The sequence below is a fragment of the Planococcus antarcticus DSM 14505 genome (assembly GCF_001687565.2).
GTDB classification, from domain to species: Bacteria; Bacillota; Bacilli; order Bacillales_A; family Planococcaceae; genus Planococcus; species Planococcus antarcticus.
The window spans coordinates 1,194,043-1,211,194 of sequence record NZ_CP016534.2; the positions used below are offsets into that span (position 1 = coordinate 1,194,043).

Below are 17,152 nucleotides of genomic sequence, written 5' to 3' on the forward strand. Positions count from 1 at the left end.
GTGCATGGAACTAAATCAGCACCGGAAACGCATCGTTATTTTAGGTGGCGGCACCGGACTTTCCACACTTTTGCGCGGATTGAAGCTATATCCCTTGGATTTAACAGCAATTGTTACTGTTGCAGATGACGGGGGAAGTTCAGGGCGTTTAAGAAATGATTTGGATATTCCTCCTCCAGGAGATATCCGTAACGTCTTGGCAGCATTATCGGATACGGAACCATTAGTTGCTGAAATGTTCCAATACCGTTTTAAGCAATCTTTAGATCTTGACGGCCATTCTTTGGGGAATTTGATGCTTGCCGCGTTGACGGATATTACAGGGGATTTTTCACATGCTGTCCGCGAAATGAGCCGTGTATTAAGCGTTAATGGAACCGTGTTGCCTGCAGCCAATCAAATCGTAACGCTGAATGCGGAATTGGAAGACGGCACTATCATTAAAGGAGAGTCCAAGATTCCAGCCTATCTTCAACCAATCAAACGGGTGTTTATCGAACCTCATGATGTAAAAACCTTGCCTGCAACTATAGCAGCGATTGAAAATGCAGACGTTATTGTGGTCGGTCCGGGTTCTCTGTATACCAGCATTTTACCTAATTTGTTAGTAAAAGACATAAAAAAAGCGGTGGTCGCTGCGAAAGCCAAGAAAATCTACATCTGCAATTTGATGACGCAAGCGGGCGAAACGTATAAATATACTGCTTCTGACCATGTCCAGGCAATTTACGATCATGTCGGCGAAAGTTTTCTTGACGCCATCCTGCTTGATAAAGTCCAAATGCCACCGGTTGTTGCCGAACGTTACGAAAAAGAACAAGCATGGCCGGTTGAATATGACGAAGAGCGACTGAGACAGCTGGGCCTTGAAGTCTACAGAAAAGACATTGCCAATATTTCAGGAGAAACTGTACGTCATGAGCCAATGAAAGTGGCGGAATGGTTATTTGAATATGCTGGGGGCCGTGCCAGTGAAGATTCGAAGCAAATCTTTTTTTAATGCTTTGAAAGGGGGAACGAATTTTGTCTTTTGCATCAGAAACAAAGAAAGAAATGACGCAAATCGACGTGGACGATTGTTGTGGCAAAGCGGAGCTTTCCGCAATGATTAGAATGAACGGCACCTTGTCGTTTTCCAATCGGCAACTGAGCCTGGACATCCAAACCGAGAATGCAGCGATAGCTCGGCGCATCTATACGCTGTTAAAGCGATTTTACAAAGCTTATCCTGTCGAATTGCTAGTCAGAAAAAAGATGCGTTTAAAAAAGAACAATATTTATATTTGCAGAATTCGTGAAGGAGCTAAGCATGTTCTCGAAGATTTGGAAATTTTGACGGAAGGTTTTCAGTTCCAGCATCAAATTGTCAAGAGCCTAATCGAGAAGAACTGTTGCAAACGCTCTTATTTGCGTGGGGCTTTTTTGGCTGGAGGATCTGTCAATAACCCTGAAACTTCATCCTATCATTTGGAAATCTACTCTCTTTATAAAGACCATGCAGACTCTTTGGTCGACTTGATGAACGAGTTTCATTTGAATAGTAAGACGATTGAACGGAAAAAAGGCTTTGTGACTTATCTGAAAGAAGCGGAAAAAATTGCAGACTTTTTGAGCGTTACAGGAGCCCATTCCGCTTTATTGAAATTTGAGGATGTCCGAATCATTCGAGACATGCGCAACAGCGTAAACCGTCTCGTAAATTGTGAAACTGCTAACTTGAACAAAACCATCGATGCCGCTTTACGGCAGGTGGAAAATATCCGTTTTATCGATGAAGCAATTGGAATCGACCAATTGCCTGAAAGGTTGCGTGAAATTGCTCGACTTCGGGTAGAGTATCAAGACGTGACTCTCAAAGAGTTGGGTGAAATGGTATCGAGTGGTTCGGTCAGCAAGTCTGGTGTCAACCACAGGCTGCGAAAAATCGATGAGATTGCAGCGTCACTGAGAAAGGGAGAAATGATCGGCCGCTAATTGCTGGCTGTTCTTTCATATATAAGAGAGTGAAGTTTCAGAGGAGGATAAGCATGGTTGAAAAAAAGGTGAAAGTACAATTAAAAACAGGTCTTCAAGCAAGACAGGCTGCATTATTTGTTCAGGAAGCGAACCGATACAGTGCAGATGTCTATTTAGAAAAAGACAATAAAAAAGTAAACGCCAAAAGCATCATGGGAATCATGAGCTTGGCCATCAGCAAAGGCACAGAAGTCAAAATTTCAGCAGATGGATTGGATGAGGAAAAAGCGGTTCATTCCTTATCGGAGATCATTGAAAAGGAAGCGTAAATAAAAAGCGTTATACTTGAAAAAAACAAAAAAACTCACAGCGCAAAGCTGTGAGTTTTTGTTTTAGCTATCTTTTTTATGATCTTCAGGCAATTTACTGCGTGTGATAACCTGATCAATCAAGCCGTATTCAAGCGCGCGTTCTGCCGTCATGAAGTTATCACGGTCCGTGTCTTTGGAAATGACATCGATCGGCTGACCCGTGCGTTCAGAAAGAATCTGGTTCAACTTCTCGCGAAGATGAAGAATGCGTTTTGCTGCAATTTCAATTTCAGTTGCTTGCCCTTGAGCACCACCAAGCGGTTGGTGAATCATGACTTCGGCATTTGGAAGCGCAAGGCGTTTGCCTTTTGTTCCAGCGGCCAACAGGAAAGCTCCCATCGAAGCAGCCATACCGATACAGATAGTCTGAACATCTGGACGGATAAATTGCATGGTGTCATAAATCGCCATTCCGGCAGTGATGCTACCACCTGGGCTGTTGATATAAATTGAAATGTCTTTATCTGGATCTTCTGCTTCAAGGAACAGGAGCTGTGCAACGATTGAATTCGCAACATTATCATCAATGCCGCTGCCCAGCATAATGACGCGGTCTTTCAACAAACGCGAGTAAATATCATAAGCACGTTCGCCTCGGCTAGTTTGTTCAATTACTGTAGGAATTAAGTTCATAGAATAGTTCCTCCTCGATTAAGTGGTTTACAAACAATACTGAAAAAACTCTCAGCTGTACTATTATCATACACATCATGGTCAATGAAGGTCAAATCTAACGAATTAAAAAAAATAGCTTGCTTAAGTGAAAGTGTTTTCGTATAATAGAAAAGTCGCTAATAGCGAAAATGCCCTCGTAGTGTAATGGATCACACGTAAGATTCCGGTTCTTGAGATGAAGGTTCGATTCCTTCCGAGGGCATACTAAAAAAATGACTTTGCTCGCCTTACGAGGTGAGCAAAGTCATTTTTTATTTGGGGTAATTAAGAGGTTGCGTTAAACAATAAGCCGCAAAGGGATAGCCAGTAAAGATGAATAGAGTAGAAAGGAAGGGAAAAGATGTTTACATTATATACGCGCGCAAACTGTCCGCTTTGCGATGAAGCTAAGTTGATGATTCAACTTGTTAATGAAGATATTCCTTTGTCTTATAGGGAAGTAGACATTGAGAGTGATGATACTTTACATGAGAAATACATGCTAATGATTCCGGTTCTGGAAAAAGACAATCACGTATTGTTATATGGCAATATCGGTTACGTAGAATTACTGGAAGCGTTAGAAAATTAACGCTTCTTTTTAGTTGCAATTAAAAGAGGGATTGGGTAGAATGAATTTAGTGGGACACAAAATTATTTAATGGGACAAAAAACGTCCAGCTAGAACGGAGTGAAAGTGTGGATGCATTATCTGCGGCTCAGCAAAAGCTGATGCCTGAAATGTCCGAGCTCCTGAAAAAGCGATACCAGATTTTACAGACAATCAATTTGGAACAACCAATCGGCAGGCGCACGTTAAGCGAAGTTGCCGGTGCAACAGAGCGTGAGATTAGGAAAGAAACCGATTTGCTGCGTAATCAGCAGCTGATTGAAATGAAGACAGCAGGCATGGCAGTCACTTCGCAAGGATTAGAAGTGCTGGAAAAGCTGAAAATTTTCGTTCGCGAAATGTCCGGACTGACAGATATGGAAGTGCAGTTGCAGAAAATCTTAAAGATCTCGAAAGTGGTGATTTTGCCACAGGACAGTGATGAGATTCCAGCAGTGAAATCCCATGTTGGCAAAGAAGCTGCCCGTATTCTGGAAGCATTATTTGGACGCTATGAAAAAATAGCTGTCACTGGCGGCAGTACGATGGCAGCCATTTCAAAAGAGTTGTCGATTGGCAAACCCAACCGGGCGCTTCAATTTATCGCAGCCCGCGGTGGACTAGGAGAGGATGTCCTGCATCAGGCCAACACCATCGCAGCTGCCTTTGCCGAAAAAACAGGCGGTTCATTCAAAACCCTTTACTTGCCTGATCACTTGAGCGCTGAAGCTTTCGCTATGATGATGAAAGAGCCGGTGATCAAAGAAATGATGGACCTGTATGACCAGACCGATGTAGTGGTCCATGGCATAGGCAATGCGGAAGAGATGGCGGTTCGCCGGCATTCTTCTCTGGAAGAAGTAGAAAAGATACGTTCAGGCGGAGCGGTTAGTGAGGCTTTCGGCTATTATTTCGATAAAGACGGAAAAATTGTTTATCGCATCCGTACAGCGGGCATTCAATTGGAACAGGTGCAAAAAGCTTCAACAATTTTAGCAGTTGCCGGTGGAGGTTCAAAAGCAAGAGCGATTTTATCTTATCTCAAGAATGCGTCGAATCCGACAGTGTTGGTCACAGACGAGGGCGCTGCACGAAAAATTATTGAATTGACTAAAAAATTGGAGGAATTATAAATGACTTTGAAATTAGCAATTAACGGATTTGGACGTATTGGACGCATTGTATTTCGCGAAGCTTTAACAAATGACGACGTAGAAGTGGTAGCAGTAAATGACTTGACTGACGCTAAAATGCTTGCTCACCTTCTAAAGTATGATTCAATTCACGGAATATTGGATGCTGAAGTTTCAACAGAGGGCGACAACATTGTTGTTAACGGCAAAACAATCCGCGTATTCTCTGAAAAAGATCCATCAAACCTTCCATGGGGAGAGATTGGCGTAGACATCGTTGTTGAGTCTACTGGATTCTTCACAGACACAGAATCTGCTTCAAAACACATTGCAGCCGGAGCGAAAAAAGTAATCGTTTCAGCACCAGGTAAAAACGGCATGAAAACACTTGTTATGGGTGTAAACCATGAAACGTACAACCCTGAAGAGCACCATGTTATTTCGAACGCATCTTGTACGACAAATGGTCTTGCAGGAATAGCGAAAGTATTGAATGACCGTTTCGGCATCAAACATGCCATGATGACAACAATCCACTCTTACACAAATGATCAAATTCTTTTGGATTCTCCGCACAAAGATTTCCGTCGTGCGCGTGCAGCTGCAGAATCAATGATTCCGACAACAACTGGAGCCGCTTTAGCGGTTGCAAAAGTATTGCCTGAGTTAAAAGGCAAAATTGATGGAATGGCGATTCGCGTTCCAACACCAAACGTTTCATTAATCGATTTAGTTGCTCATCTTGAAAAAGATGTAACTGTCGAAGATGTTAACAATGCTTTAAAAGAAGCATCTGAAAACGAATTGAAAGGTTTCATGGATTACAGCGAACTTCCACTTGTTTCTAGAGACTATAACGGCAACACGGCTTCATCAACCGTTGACGCTCTTTCTACAATGGTTGTTGGCGACAACATGATCAAAGTTCTTTCTTGGTATGATAACGAATCTGGCTATTCAGGCCGTTGTATCGACCTTGCCTTGCACATGTACAAAACCGGATTGTAATCTCAAAATCATAGCTTAATTACCAATGAACCTCTATAATAAAAGAGGGTAAAAGGGGCGGGGACATACCCCGTCCCTTATTTTTTTGAATACAAATAGGAGGTATTTCATGCAGCAGAAAATGACCATGAAAGATTTGGATTTGAAAGGAAAACGTGTATTTTGCCGTGTCGATTTCAATGTACCGATGGAAGAGGGCAAGGTGACGGACGATACAAGAATCCGTGCCGCTGTACCGACTATTAAGTACCTGATCGAACAAGGCGCGAAAGTGATTTTGGCCAGCCACTTAGGCCGTCCTGAGGGTGAGTTCAATGAAGACATGAGACTCGCTGCAACAGGCGTCCGGTTAGCTGAATTGTTACATAAAGAAGTGAAAAGTCTGGAAGAGTCGATTGGCGAGAAAGTCGAAAAGGAAATTTCAGCGATGCAAGAAGGCGATATCATCCTGCTTGAAAACGTCCGTTTCAATCCGGGAGAAGAAAAGAATGATGAGGAGTTGGCAAAAGCATTTGCTGCACTGGCTGATGTCTTTGTCAATGATGCATTCGGCGCAGCTCACCGTGCTCATGCTTCTACAGCTGGTATTGCAAGCTATCTGCCAGCGGTATCAGGTTTGCTGCTGGAAAAAGAGCTCGATGTGCTAGGGAAAGCGTTATCTGAACCCGAAAGGCCGTTTACAGCAATTATCGGTGGCGCTAAAGTAAAAGATAAAATCGGCGTTATTGATCATTTATTGGATAAAGTCGACAATTTATTGATTGGCGGAGGACTTTCGTACACCTTTATCAAAGCACAAGGCTTTGAAATCGGAAACTCCCTAGTGGAAGAAGATAAATTAGAACTGGCTAAATCTTTCATCGAAAAGGCGAAACAAAAAGGCGTTAACTTCTATTTGCCAGTTGACGCGACAGTGGCAAGTGAATTCTCGAAAGATGCGGCTACGAAAAGCGTGAATATCCAGGAAATTCCTTCAGACTGGATGGGACTGGATATTGGTCCAGAAACTGTGAAAGTGTATGCGGATGTCATTAAAAACTCGAAGTTGATCATCTGGAACGGGCCAATGGGCGTCTTTGAAATGCCGGCTTTTGAAAACGGTACGAAATCCGTTGCGCAGGCGATGGCTGAAACCTCAGGCTATACAGTAATTGGCGGCGGAGATTCTGCTGCAGCTGTTGAAAAATTCCATGTGGCCGATAAAATGGATCACATCTCTACGGGCGGGGGTGCCTCCCTCGAGTTTATGGAGGGCAAGGATTTGCCGGGTGTCAGTGCATTAACGGATAAGTAAGGCGATTAATTGAAAGGGAGTGTTTTTGTGAGAAAACCAATTATTGCAGGAAACTGGAAAATGTATAAAACAGCAACAGAGGCAAAACAATTTGTCGAAGAAGTGAATGGCTTAGTGCCGGATTCTGAAAAATTGGATGCCGTTATTTGCGCACCTGCGATTTTCCTAGCGCAGCTGGTCGTTTCTGCAGAAAACAGCCCGCTTCAAATCGGTGCACAAACAATGTCCGAAGAAGATGAAGGCGCGTTTACCGGAGAAATCAGCCCTGTCCAGTTAACGGACATCGGTGTAAAATACGTCATTATTGGACATTCAGAACGCCGCCAATATTTCAACGAGACAGATGAGTCAGCAAATAAAAAAGTAAAAGCTGCTTTCAATCATGGATTAATTCCAATTCTTTGTGTCGGCGAAACGCTAGAGCAGCGTGAAAATGGCGAAACAGGTGCTGTAGTTGAAGCGCAAGTAGAACAAGGGATTTCCGGTTTGACCGAAGAACAAATCACGCAATTGGTCATTGCTTATGAGCCTATCTGGGCAATCGGTACAGGAAAAACCGCAACTGCGGAAGACGCTAACGAAGTTTGCGGAATCGTCCGTAAAAAAGTGGCAGCATTGTATCACGATGAGGCAGCTGAAAAGCTTCGCATTCAATATGGCGGCAGCGTAAAACCGGCTACTATTGACGAATTAATGGGCATGGAGCATATTGACGGAGCATTGGTTGGAGGCGCAAGCTTGGAAGCCGGTTCATTTGTTAAATTGTTGGAGGCTGGTTCACATGCGTAAAACCGAACATCCAGCGGCGCTCATCATCTTAGATGGATTTGGCTGCCGCGAAGAGACTTTCGGTAATGCCGTTGCACAAGCAAAAAAGCCGAATTTTGATCGGCTATGGAAAACCTATCCGCATGAACTGCTGACGGCTTCTGGGGAAGCAGTCGGTTTGCCAGTAGGGCAAATGGGCAATTCCGAAGTAGGGCATTTAAATATCGGTGCTGGACGAATTGTTTACCAAAACTTAACGCGTATCAATAAGGCAATTCGTGAAGGCGATTTTTACGAAAACCCTGTATTTCTTGAAGCGATTGCCAATGCCAAAAGCCGCGGCAAAGCGCTTCACATTTTAGGCTTATTGTCTGATGGCGGCGTTCATAGTCATTACGCGCACCTTTTCGCTTTGCTGAAACTTGCAAAGCAGCAAGGGTTAACCGAAGTTTATGTGCACGGGTTCCTAGATGGCCGCGATGTGGGGCCACGGACTGCGCTTAAATACGTCGAACAAACCGAACAGCAAATGAAAGAAATTGGTGTTGGTAAATTTGCATCAATTAGCGGGCGCTATTATGCGATGGACCGTGACCAGCGCTGGGAACGTGCCGATTTGGCGTACCGTGTATTGGTTGACGGCATCGGCAAAACGGCTCCTTCGGCAAACGCCGGCATCACGTATTCGTATGACCAGGATGTTTTCGATGAATTTGTCGTGCCATTTGCCATTGTCGAAGACGGCGAGCCAGTAGCGACTGTTGATTCAGGCGATTCATTGATTTTCTTCAACTTCAGGCCGGATCGTTCGATTCAACTGACATCTGCGTTTATCCGTGAAGATTTTAATGGCTTTCCGTTAAGTGCTAAGCACCCAAAAGATTTGACCTACATTACGTTCACTTCGTACAGCGAGGACTTGCCAACACTTGTCGCTTTCGAAACGCTGAATCTGGAAAATACCATTGGAGAAGTAGTCTCGGCTAATGGATTGACGCAGCTGCGAATTGCAGAAACGGAAAAATATCCGCATGTGACATTCTTTATGAGTGGCGGACGCGAAAAAGTCTTTCCTGGAGAAGATCGTATTCTCGTGGCTTCTCCGAAAGTTGCCACGTATGATCTGCAGCCAGAAATGAGCGCATACGAAGTAACCAACCGCCTGGTAGAGCAGATTGAAGCTGGAGCACACGATGCCATCATCCTAAATTTCGCCAATCCAGATATGGTTGGACACAGCGGCTTGCTGGAGCCGACAATCCGTGCCATTGAAGTGGTGGATGAATGTTTGGGACGCATTGTTGATGCGCTGCATGCACAGGGAGGCTCGGCATTGATCACAGCTGACCACGGCAATGCTGACGAAGTCCGCACGGTTGAGGGCCAGCCAATGACCGCGCATACCACCAATCAAGTACCGGTGATACTGACGAAATCAGATTATGTACTGCGCCAAGACGGCATTCTCGCCGACTTGGCACCAACAATTTTAAAAATGTTGAACATTGAACAACCGATCGAAATGACTGGAAAACCATTATATTAAAAGGGAGCTGTTTTAATTGCCAATTATTACACAAATTCAAGCACGCGAAGTTTTAGATTCACGAGGGAATCCAACAATCGAAGTTGAGGTATTCACAGAAAGCGGCGCATTTGGCCGTGCAATCGTTCCTTCAGGTGCATCTACAGGTGAACACGAAGCAGTCGAGCTTCGCGACGGCGATAAGAGCCGTTACCTTGGAAAAGGCGTATTAAAAGCAGTAGAATTTGTTGATACTGAAATTGCAGAAGCACTGGAAGAAAAATACTCAGTGCTTGACCAAGTATCAATCGATAACGCTATGATCGAATTGGACGGAACAGAAAACAAAGGGCGTTTAGGCGCTAACGCAATTCTAGGCGTTTCATTGGCCGCTGCTCACGCTGCAGCCGACTACCTGGACGTTCCACTTTACCAATACTTGGGCGGCTTTAACGCAAAACAATTGCCGGTTCCAATGATGAATATTTTAAATGGGGGCGAACATGCTGACAACAACGTAGACATCCAGGAATTCATGGTAATGCCAGTTGGAGCAAAATCATTCCGTGAAGCGGTTCAGATGGGTGCAGAAATTTTCCACAACTTAAAAGCTGTATTGAAAGAAAAAGGCTATAACACGTCGGTTGGAGATGAAGGCGGATTTGCTCCGAACCTTGGTTCAAACGAAGAAGCGTTGACGACCATCATGGAGGCTATTGAAAAAGCTGGCTACAAAGCTGGAACAGACGTATTGTTGGCAATGGATGTGGCTTCTTCTGAAATCTATGATAAAGAAAAAGGCGTATACAACTTGCCAGGCGACAACACTGTGAAAACTTCTGCCGAAATGGTTGACTGGTACGAAGAACTTTGCAACAAATACCCGATCATTTCGATTGAAGATGGATTGGATGAAAACGACTGGGCTGGACATAAATTATTGACAGAACGAATTGGTGACCGGGTTCAATTAGTTGGAGACGATCTTTTCGTTACCAACACGAAGAAATTGGCTCAAGGAATCGAAGAAGGCATCAGCAATTCGATCTTGATCAAAGTAAACCAAATTGGTACGTTGACAGAAACTTTTGATGCAATTGAAATGGCGAAACGTGCTGGCTACACAGCCGTAATCAGCCACCGCTCAGGCGAATCTGAAGATGTTACCATTGCAGATATCGCTGTCGCAACAAATGCGGGACAAATAAAAACAGGTGCTCCGTCACGTACAGACCGCGTTGCGAAATACAATCAATTATTACGCATCGAAGATCAGTTGTTCGAAACTGGCCAATACCTAGGATTAAAAACTTTTTATAACTTGAAAAAATAAATTTATACTAGTAGATGCAGATATCCGTAAACTAGCTCCGCTTTTGGGCCTACAGGATGTAGGTCATGCAGGTAGTGCGACAGGACGTCGCGCTCCTAGCTGCCAATGGTTTGCGTCGAATTAACTCGGGCTTCGTGCCCGAGTTAATTTCGACACTTCGCTATCCCGCGGGAGTCTCCGCTAGTTTACTCCATATCTTAACTTGTTTATTATTTAAAGATTTAAATAAGAGTGCGCAAAAGGTGGCGGCTGTGCTAATAAGTAAGCAAGTAGTAATAGCGCTGCTCCTGCATGGCTCCGTTTCATCTTCGCAAAGACATTGTCCTTAACTACCTTTGGCCAATGTCTTGTCCGCCTGGAGCGAATTCTTCATTAAAAAACTAGCGAAATTTATACTTTAGCTAAAATAAATAGAGGCAATTGCCTCTATTTTCTATTGCTATTGTCACCGGTCACAATTTTTGGTAAACTTAGATTTGTTGTGAACGTTCTTTTCAGGAGGTGGAATTTATGCATACGTTGTTAATGACATTACTCGTCATCGTATCGCTCGCATTAATCGTAGTCGTTTTATTGCAATCTGGAAAAAGTGCAGGTCTTTCAGGAGCCATCTCCGGTGGAGCAGAGCAACTTTTCGGCAAGCAAAAAGCTCGTGGGCTGGACTTGGTCCTTCACCGGGTAACGATCGTACTTGCTGCCTTATTCTTTATTCTGGCTGTTGCCATAACGAAAGTTTAATGTAGATGATTAAATCGCCTGACCATACATGGTTGGGCGTTTTCTTTTAGTATTGGAACGGAGGAATTTTTATGCGGATTGCGCAGCCAAAACCATTTTTCTTCAAGGCGGGACAGCGTGCAGTTCTTCTATTGCATGGATTTACAGGAAACTCGGCAGATGTTCGGATGCTGGGACGTTTTTTAGAAACTAAAGGATACACTAGCATCGCACCGCATTATGCAGGTCACGGTGTCGCACCTGAAGAATTGATTGGCACGGGTCCAACAGACTGGTGGAAAGACGTGGAGCGGGCATATGAGACTTTGCTTGAAGAAGGCTATACGGAAATTGCAGTGGCTGGACTGTCACTTGGCGGCGTATTCAGCCTGAAATTAGGGTATACAAAACCTATCAAAGGAATTGTCACCATGTGTGCACCGATGTATATGAAAACTACTGACCTCATGTACGAGGGTGTGTTGAAATACGCGCGCGATTATAAGAAATTTGAAGGAAAAACCGATGAGCTTATCGAAGAAGAAATGAATGCTTTTCAGGAACGTCCAATGGAATCACTGGCCGAATTGCGTGCCTTGGTTGAAGATGTTAAAGAACATGTGGACCATGTTTATGCTCCATTGTTCGTCGTTCAGGGCAGACTGGATGATGTTATTAATACGGATTCGGCTAATGTTATTTATGATAATGCCGAATCAATCGATAAAAAGATCAAGTGGTATGAAAAATCAGGACATGTTATTACGCTTGATAAAGAGAAAAAGCAATTGCACGAAGACATTTTCGCATTTCTCGAATCACTCGATTGGAGTGTGTGAACCGTCATAAAGGAGGAGTTAGAGTTGGGAAATACCGAGAGTTCATTGGAACAGCGCTTATTGGTCTTCATGCGTGAAGAAGCATATAAGCCGCTGACTGTACAGGAAATAGAAGAACAATTCGGTTTTGAAGATGCCGACGAATTTAAGGAACTAGTAAAAAAATTGGTGCGCTTGGAAGAATCAGGAACGCTTGTCCGCTCAAGATCCAACCGCTATGGCGTACCGGAGCGAATGAATTTAATGCGCGGAAAATTCATCGGGCATCCAAAAGGGTTCGGTTTTGTCGCACCTGAAGAAGCCGGTTTAGATGATGTCTTTATTCCGCCTACTGAAACAAATGGCGCAGTGAACGGTGATAAAGTACTGATCCGCATTTCAGAAGGATCTTCTGGAGACCGTAGGGAAGGCGCGATTATCCGGATCGTTGAACGCGGTACTACAAAAGCTGTCGGAACATTCCAAGAAAATAAAGGCTTTGGCTTTGTCGTTACAGACGACAAGAAAATGAATATGGATATCTTTATTGCCAAGGATGACACTTTAGGTGCAGTAGACGGCCATAAAGTCGTCGTAGAGATTACAGGGTGGCCTGAAGGCAGAAAGTCTGCAACAGGCATGGTGACGCAAATTCTTGGCCATAAAAACGACCCGGGTGTCGATATTCTTTCGATTATCCATAAATACGGCATTGAAACCGAGTTTCCGCCGGATGTGTTGGAACAGGCAAATAATGTGCCGGATGAAATCGACCCGGCAGATTTGGCTGAACGCCGTGACTTGCGCAACGAACAGATTGTCACGATTGATGGCGCCGATGCCAAAGACTTGGATGATGCAGTTCAAGTGGTGAAATATGAAGATGGCACGTATAAATTAGGTGTTCACATCGCTGACGTTAGTCATTATGTCACCGAAGGATCCGCCATTGATCGTGAAGCTTATGACCGCGCTACAAGCATCTACTTGACTGACCGCGTAATTCCAATGATTCCGCATCGTCTGTCTAACGGTATCTGTTCATTAAATCCTCAGGTCGACCGTCTGACTTTGTCTTGTGAAATGATTTTCAATGACCAAGGCGAAGTTCAATCTCATGAAATTTTCCAAAGCGTCATCAATACGTCAGCTCGTATGACTTATACTGACGTTTATGAAATTTTAGAGCAGGACAACCAGGAGCTGAAAGAACGATACAGTGAATTGGTGCCGATGTTCGAATTAATGAAGGAGCTAGCCGGAGTCTTAAGCGCGAAACGGATGCGCCGCGGCGCCATCGATTTCGATTTCAAGGAATCAAAAGTGCTGGTGGACGAAAACGGCTACCCAGTAGACGTTGTTGTTCGTGAACGCACTGTTGCTGAACGTCTGATTGAAGAGTTTATGCTGGCTGCCAACGAAACAGTGGCTGAACATTTCCACCGCATGGAAGTTCCCGCTATCTACCGCATCCATGAAGATCCAAAGCCGGAAAAACTGCAGCGCTTTTTCGAATTTGTCACGAACTTCGGCATTGTTGTGAAAGGCTCTGGAACACAGATTCATCCGCGTGCATTGCAGGAGATCGTCGAGTCCATTGCAGGAACGCCAGAAGAGCCAGTGGTTTCTACGATGATGCTGCGTTCCATGCAACAGGCAAAATATTCTTCTGAGAGCTTAGGACATTTCGGTTTATCGACTGAATTCTATACGCATTTCACTTCGCCGATTCGTCGTTATCCGGATTTAATTGTCCATCGCCTCATCCGCACGTATTTGATTGAAAAAGATTTGTCTCAGAAAACAATCGCTCGTTGGGATGCTAATATGGATGACATCGCGACTCACACATCAGAACGTGAACGCCGTGCAGTAGAAGCTGAACGCGATACCGATGCTTTGAAGAAATCTCAATTTATGGCTGATAAAATCGGCGAACAGTTTACAGGAATCATTTCATCAGTAACAAATTTCGGTTTATTCATTGAATTGCCAAATACCATTGAAGGTTTAGTGCACGTTTCCAATATGACCGATGATTATTACCGCTTTGACGATCGCAGCATGATGATGATTGGTGAACGAACAAGCCGTCAATTCCGTATCGGTGACGAAATCGAAATCAAAGTCATTGGTGTAAAACCAGAAGAATCATCTATTGACTTTGAAATAGTCGGCATGGTGCAAAATACGCGTCAATCAAGAAGAGAGCAGCCGAAAGTGATCCGTGCTAATAAAAAAGATGGCGGCGGAAAACCAGGACGCGATGGCAAAAAACAAGAAGGCGGCGGACCTACGCGCAAATCAAAAAACGTGAAGAAAAAATTCTATGAAGGCGCAGCAAAACAAGGGCGCAATAAGAAAAAATAAAATTGCGGCTTGAGGGCCGCTTTTTGAATATAGCTGAGGTGAAACCACATGGCCAAAGGAGAAGGCAAAGCAATTGCCCAAAACAAGAAAGCCGGTTTCGATTTTTTCATCGAGGAAACGATCGAAGCAGGAATTGTCTTGCAGGGAACCGAGATTAAATCTGCACGAAACGGCAAGGTCCAGTTGAAGGAATCATTTGTACGGATCCGCAACGGCGAAGCATGGATATCAAATATGCACATCAGCCCTTATGATCAGGGCAACCAGTTTAACCACGACCCAACACGGTCGCGCAAGCTGCTGCTGCACAAAAAGCAAATCAATCATTTGCTAGCTCACTCAAAAGTGCAAGGCTCTGCTATTATTCCGCTGAAGATGTATTTGAAAGACGGCTTTGCTAAAATTCTACTGGGTGTCGGTAAGGGTAAGAAAAACTACGACAAACGAGAAGATTTGAAGAAAAAAGATGCGAAACGCGACATGGCTCGTGCGATAAAAGAACACAACCGCTAGGGCTTGATGTCTGGCCATCGTTGCCTTATAATAGGGATATAGCACATGAAGCTGTTTATCCATCTTCCGTGTCTCTTTTTAATAAGGGGACGTTACGGATTCGACAGGGATGATCTGGGCTTGGGTCGCGCGTCGGAGGATCGGCTCCGTCACCAACGTAATTATAACAACTGGCAAAACAAACCAAAACCTAGCATTCGCAGCGTAAGCTCGGATCTGCTTTATCTATCCATCGCCCATGTGGCTGGGTAAAGCTCAACTTTAGTGGGATACAACGTTTGCTGCCATCTGAGGCAAACGGGAGAGATTCACAGATTAGTGCCCAGGACGCCTGCTTATCGGCAGAATGGCGCATGAAACCTCAATAGATGAGCTACACGCGTAGACGCTCAAGTAGCGGAGTTTCTGGACGCGGGTTCGACTCCCGCCGTCTCCATAGTGAGATAAAAAACGTCAAAACCTTTGCGGGTTTTGGCGTTTTTTTGTACATTAAATAACTTTGCATAAGTTGCTATTTTCGTAAAACGGCTGCGCTTTCGGGCCACAGGATGTGGATCATGCAACTGGAGTGACAGGACGTCTGGCTACAAGCTGCAAACCGAACCAACTCGAGCATCTAGCCCGAGTTAGTTCGGTACTTGGCTATCCCGCAGGAGTCGCCGGCCTCCGCTTCAATCAACTAGAAGTGGATTAGCAAAATGATAATTATATAGACTATGTCATTAGAAATTAAATTTTGAAGAACTTTCAACAAAAAGTAACGTCATCTTATAAAAGAGATGTGAAAGAGGTGGCACAATGGGATTTTGGTATTTTTTAATCACGCTCATAGGATTGTTTTTGGTTTTTGAAGCACTATTCAAGAAAAAGCGGTTTTCCCCGCCTGTTAGAATCGGAATTATTTTTGTTGGATTCATATTTTTGGCTTTCTCGCTATTTATGTTTTCACCAGGAAGTGATGAAATTATTGCGGATTTACTTGATTTAAGCTGAAGCAATAGAATGTCTTCAACAAGCAATTACTTATCAAGGTAATAAAAAATCAATTACTGAAGCAGGAGAGATTACTATAGCAATTACACATAAAGTATCCATTCGAAAGATGACCCACAACGATTATGAAATTATAGCTCAGTGGTTAAGCGAACATGAAGTTTTAAAATTCTATGGGGACGTGAACTTTCCATTTACATTGGAACAGGTTCAGCGTAAATATGAACCGAGAATAAATGGAGATGTCTCCGTGCACCCATTTATTGTGGAGCTGGACAAGACGCCTATCGGATTTCTTCAGTGTTATAAATTAACTGAAGAAACTAAAGAAACATTTGGTTACCCGGACAATCAAAACGTATATGGCATTGACCAATTTATCGGAGATCCACAATACTTTAACAAAGGAATAGGAACTGTCATGATTACTAAATTTCTGAATGGTCCGTATCTTAAATCAGAAGTAGATGTTGTGACTTTAGATCCTGATATCTCCAATAAGAGAGCGATTAGATGCTATGAAAAATGCGGGTTTGTTAAAGTGAAAAAAGTTAATGAAGGGGCTAGTTGGTTGATGGCATTAAAAACAAGGGGCGTTGTGCATGAAGCTGCTAAAAGCGGAAATGAATAAAAAAACAGCTGAAGAAATTCTGAATTGGAAATACGATCCACCTTATGATTTCTATAATAATGAGTTGTCCGATCCGGAAATGGCAGAGCTATTAAATGGAACTTACTTTGCTGTATTGTCCGAGAAAAAAGAAATGACTGGTTTTTTCTGTATTGGAGAAAGTGCTCAAGTTCCATCTGGAAAGCAGTATGGAGTCTATGAAGAGTCATGTATTGATATGGGATTAGGAATGGATCCGAGGCTTGTAGGCAAAGAAAACGGCAAGGAATTCGGTTTGTTTGTACTCCATTCTATTGAAGAAACTCATGATGGATTGCCGATTCGGTTAACCGTGGCTGCGTTCAATAAACGAGCCATCTATTTGTATAAAAAGTTGGGATTTATTTTGAACAATCAATTCAGCACTGAAACTACAAAATTTATTACTATGGTGAAAAAGTATTAAAAGACAAATCAAT

The 17,152-nt window shown here is 43.6% G+C and carries 18 protein-coding genes, 1 tRNA gene and 1 other RNA gene; 19 read left to right on the top strand and 1 reads right to left on the bottom strand.

What is annotated here, in order from left to right:
* Window positions 1-4 precede the first annotated feature (4 nt).
* Genes BBH88_RS05920 through BBH88_RS05930 form a run of 3 tightly spaced genes read left to right on the top strand, consistent with a single transcriptional unit; the run spans window position 5 to window position 2,285 of the window.
* Window positions 5-1,000 carry a gluconeogenesis factor YvcK family protein gene (locus BBH88_RS05920; protein WP_006828466.1) on the top strand — a complete coding sequence of 332 codons (996 nt, stop codon included), beginning with the start codon at window positions 5-7 and terminating at the stop codon, window positions 998-1,000.
* Window positions 1,001-1,023: 23 nt separating this feature from the next.
* Window positions 1,024-1,974 carry a DNA-binding protein WhiA gene (whiA, locus tag BBH88_RS05925; RefSeq protein ID WP_006828467.1) on the top strand — a complete coding sequence of 317 codons (951 nt, stop codon included), beginning with the start codon at window positions 1,024-1,026 and terminating at the stop codon, window positions 1,972-1,974.
* 53 nt (window positions 1,975-2,027) lie between these two features.
* On the top strand, window positions 2,028-2,285 hold the full coding sequence (locus BBH88_RS05930) for an HPr family phosphocarrier protein (RefSeq protein WP_006828468.1): 258 nt from the start codon (window positions 2,028-2,030) through the stop codon (window positions 2,283-2,285).
* A 63-nt stretch (window positions 2,286-2,348) separates the two neighbouring features.
* On the opposite strand, the gene clpP is transcribed toward BBH88_RS05930, so the two are convergent.
* Entirely contained in the window at window positions 2,349-2,960 is a 612-nt protein-coding gene (gene clpP / locus BBH88_RS05935; RefSeq protein WP_006828469.1) for an ATP-dependent Clp endopeptidase proteolytic subunit ClpP, read from the bottom strand.
* Window positions 2,961-3,132: 172 nt separating this feature from the next.
* On the opposite strand from clpP, the gene BBH88_RS05940 reads away from it, so the two are divergent.
* The 16 genes from BBH88_RS05940 to BBH88_RS06015 all read left to right on the top strand — a co-directional run bounded on the left by BBH88_RS05940 (window position 3,133) and on the right by BBH88_RS06015 (window position 17,139).
* Window positions 3,133-3,204, top strand: a tRNA-Arg gene (locus tag BBH88_RS05940).
* Window positions 3,205-3,342: 138 nt separating this feature from the next.
* Entirely contained in the window at window positions 3,343-3,573 is a 231-nt protein-coding gene (locus tag BBH88_RS05945; protein WP_006828470.1) for a glutaredoxin family protein, read from the top strand.
* A gap of 107 nt (window positions 3,574-3,680) precedes the next feature.
* On the top strand, window positions 3,681-4,724 hold the full coding sequence (locus BBH88_RS05950; RefSeq protein ID WP_006828471.1) for a sugar-binding transcriptional regulator: 1,044 nt from the start codon (window positions 3,681-3,683) through the stop codon (window positions 4,722-4,724).
* Window positions 4,725-5,732 carry a type I glyceraldehyde-3-phosphate dehydrogenase gene (gene gap, locus BBH88_RS05955; protein WP_006828472.1) on the top strand — a complete coding sequence of 336 codons (1,008 nt, stop codon included), beginning with the start codon at window positions 4,725-4,727 and terminating at the stop codon, window positions 5,730-5,732.
* A gap of 109 nt (window positions 5,733-5,841) precedes the next feature.
* Complete coding sequence (locus BBH88_RS05960) at window positions 5,842-7,026, top strand: phosphoglycerate kinase (RefSeq protein WP_065537120.1); 1,185 nt, start codon at window positions 5,842-5,844, stop codon at window positions 7,024-7,026.
* 27 nt (window positions 7,027-7,053) lie between these two features.
* Window positions 7,054-7,815 carry a triose-phosphate isomerase gene (tpiA, locus tag BBH88_RS05965; protein WP_065537119.1) on the top strand — a complete coding sequence of 254 codons (762 nt, stop codon included), beginning with the start codon at window positions 7,054-7,056 and terminating at the stop codon, window positions 7,813-7,815.
* Window positions 7,808-9,340, top strand: a complete 1,533-nt coding sequence (gene gpmI / locus BBH88_RS05970) for a 2,3-bisphosphoglycerate-independent phosphoglycerate mutase (RefSeq protein ID WP_065537118.1) — start codon at window positions 7,808-7,810, stop codon at window positions 9,338-9,340. Before tpiA ends, gpmI begins: the two co-directional genes overlap by 8 nt.
* 16 nt (window positions 9,341-9,356) lie before the next feature.
* Window positions 9,357-10,652: a phosphopyruvate hydratase gene (gene eno / locus BBH88_RS05975; protein WP_065537117.1), complete on the top strand. Its 1,296-nt coding sequence runs from the start codon at window positions 9,357-9,359 to the stop codon at window positions 10,650-10,652.
* Between the two features lie 510 nt (window positions 10,653-11,162).
* Complete coding sequence (gene secG, locus BBH88_RS05980) at window positions 11,163-11,390, top strand: preprotein translocase subunit SecG (RefSeq protein WP_006828477.1); 228 nt, start codon at window positions 11,163-11,165, stop codon at window positions 11,388-11,390.
* A gap of 71 nt (window positions 11,391-11,461) precedes the next feature.
* Window positions 11,462-12,208 (top strand): alpha/beta hydrolase, encoded by a 747-nt coding sequence (locus tag BBH88_RS05985; RefSeq protein WP_065537115.1) that lies wholly within the window; start codon window positions 11,462-11,464, stop codon window positions 12,206-12,208.
* Window positions 12,209-12,232: 24 nt separating this feature from the next.
* Entirely contained in the window at window positions 12,233-14,557 is a 2,325-nt protein-coding gene (gene rnr, locus BBH88_RS05990) for a ribonuclease R (protein ID WP_083387748.1), read from the top strand.
* A gap of 48 nt (window positions 14,558-14,605) precedes the next feature.
* Entirely contained in the window at window positions 14,606-15,070 is a 465-nt protein-coding gene (smpB, locus tag BBH88_RS05995) for an SsrA-binding protein SmpB (protein ID WP_006828480.1), read from the top strand.
* Between the two features lie 85 nt (window positions 15,071-15,155).
* Window positions 15,156-15,509: a transfer-messenger RNA gene (gene ssrA, locus BBH88_RS06000) on the top strand.
* Between the two features lie 359 nt (window positions 15,510-15,868).
* A complete protein-coding gene (locus BBH88_RS06005; protein WP_006828481.1) occupies window positions 15,869-16,063 on the top strand; it encodes a hypothetical protein in 195 nt (64 codons plus the stop codon).
* A 109-nt stretch (window positions 16,064-16,172) separates the two neighbouring features.
* On the top strand, window positions 16,173-16,694 hold the full coding sequence (locus BBH88_RS06010; protein WP_065537114.1) for a GNAT family N-acetyltransferase: 522 nt from the start codon (window positions 16,173-16,175) through the stop codon (window positions 16,692-16,694).
* Complete coding sequence (locus BBH88_RS06015; RefSeq protein ID WP_006828483.1) at window positions 16,666-17,139, top strand: N-acetyltransferase; 474 nt, start codon at window positions 16,666-16,668, stop codon at window positions 17,137-17,139. The genes BBH88_RS06010 and BBH88_RS06015 overlap by 29 nt, the downstream gene beginning before the upstream one ends.
* Window positions 17,140-17,152: the final 13 nt, after the last annotated feature.

Coding starts and splice junctions, on each gene's coding strand:
- BBH88_RS05920 (WP_006828466.1), top strand. CDS start 5: ATGGAACTAAATCAGCACCGGAAACGCATCGTTATTTTAGGTGGCGGC.
- BBH88_RS05930 (WP_006828468.1), top strand. CDS start 2,028: ATGGTTGAAAAAAAGGTGAAAGTACAATTAAAAACAGGTCTTCAAGCA.
- clpP (WP_006828469.1), bottom strand. CDS start 2,960: ATGAACTTAATTCCTACAGTAATTGAACAAACTAGCCGAGGCGAACGT.
- BBH88_RS05945 (WP_006828470.1), top strand. CDS start 3,343: ATGTTTACATTATATACGCGCGCAAACTGTCCGCTTTGCGATGAAGCT.
- gap (WP_006828472.1), top strand. CDS start 4,725: ATGACTTTGAAATTAGCAATTAACGGATTTGGACGTATTGGACGCATT.
- BBH88_RS05960 (WP_065537120.1), top strand. CDS start 5,842: ATGCAGCAGAAAATGACCATGAAAGATTTGGATTTGAAAGGAAAACGT.
- gpmI (WP_065537118.1), top strand. CDS start 7,808: ATGCGTAAAACCGAACATCCAGCGGCGCTCATCATCTTAGATGGATTT.
- secG (WP_006828477.1), top strand. CDS start 11,163: ATGCATACGTTGTTAATGACATTACTCGTCATCGTATCGCTCGCATTA.
- BBH88_RS05985 (WP_065537115.1), top strand. CDS start 11,462: ATGCGGATTGCGCAGCCAAAACCATTTTTCTTCAAGGCGGGACAGCGT.
- smpB (WP_006828480.1), top strand. CDS start 14,606: ATGGCCAAAGGAGAAGGCAAAGCAATTGCCCAAAACAAGAAAGCCGGT.
- BBH88_RS06005 (WP_006828481.1), top strand. CDS start 15,869: ATGGGATTTTGGTATTTTTTAATCACGCTCATAGGATTGTTTTTGGTT.
- BBH88_RS06010 (WP_065537114.1), top strand. CDS start 16,173: ATGACCCACAACGATTATGAAATTATAGCTCAGTGGTTAAGCGAACAT.
- BBH88_RS06015 (WP_006828483.1), top strand. CDS start 16,666: ATGAAGCTGCTAAAAGCGGAAATGAATAAAAAAACAGCTGAAGAAATT.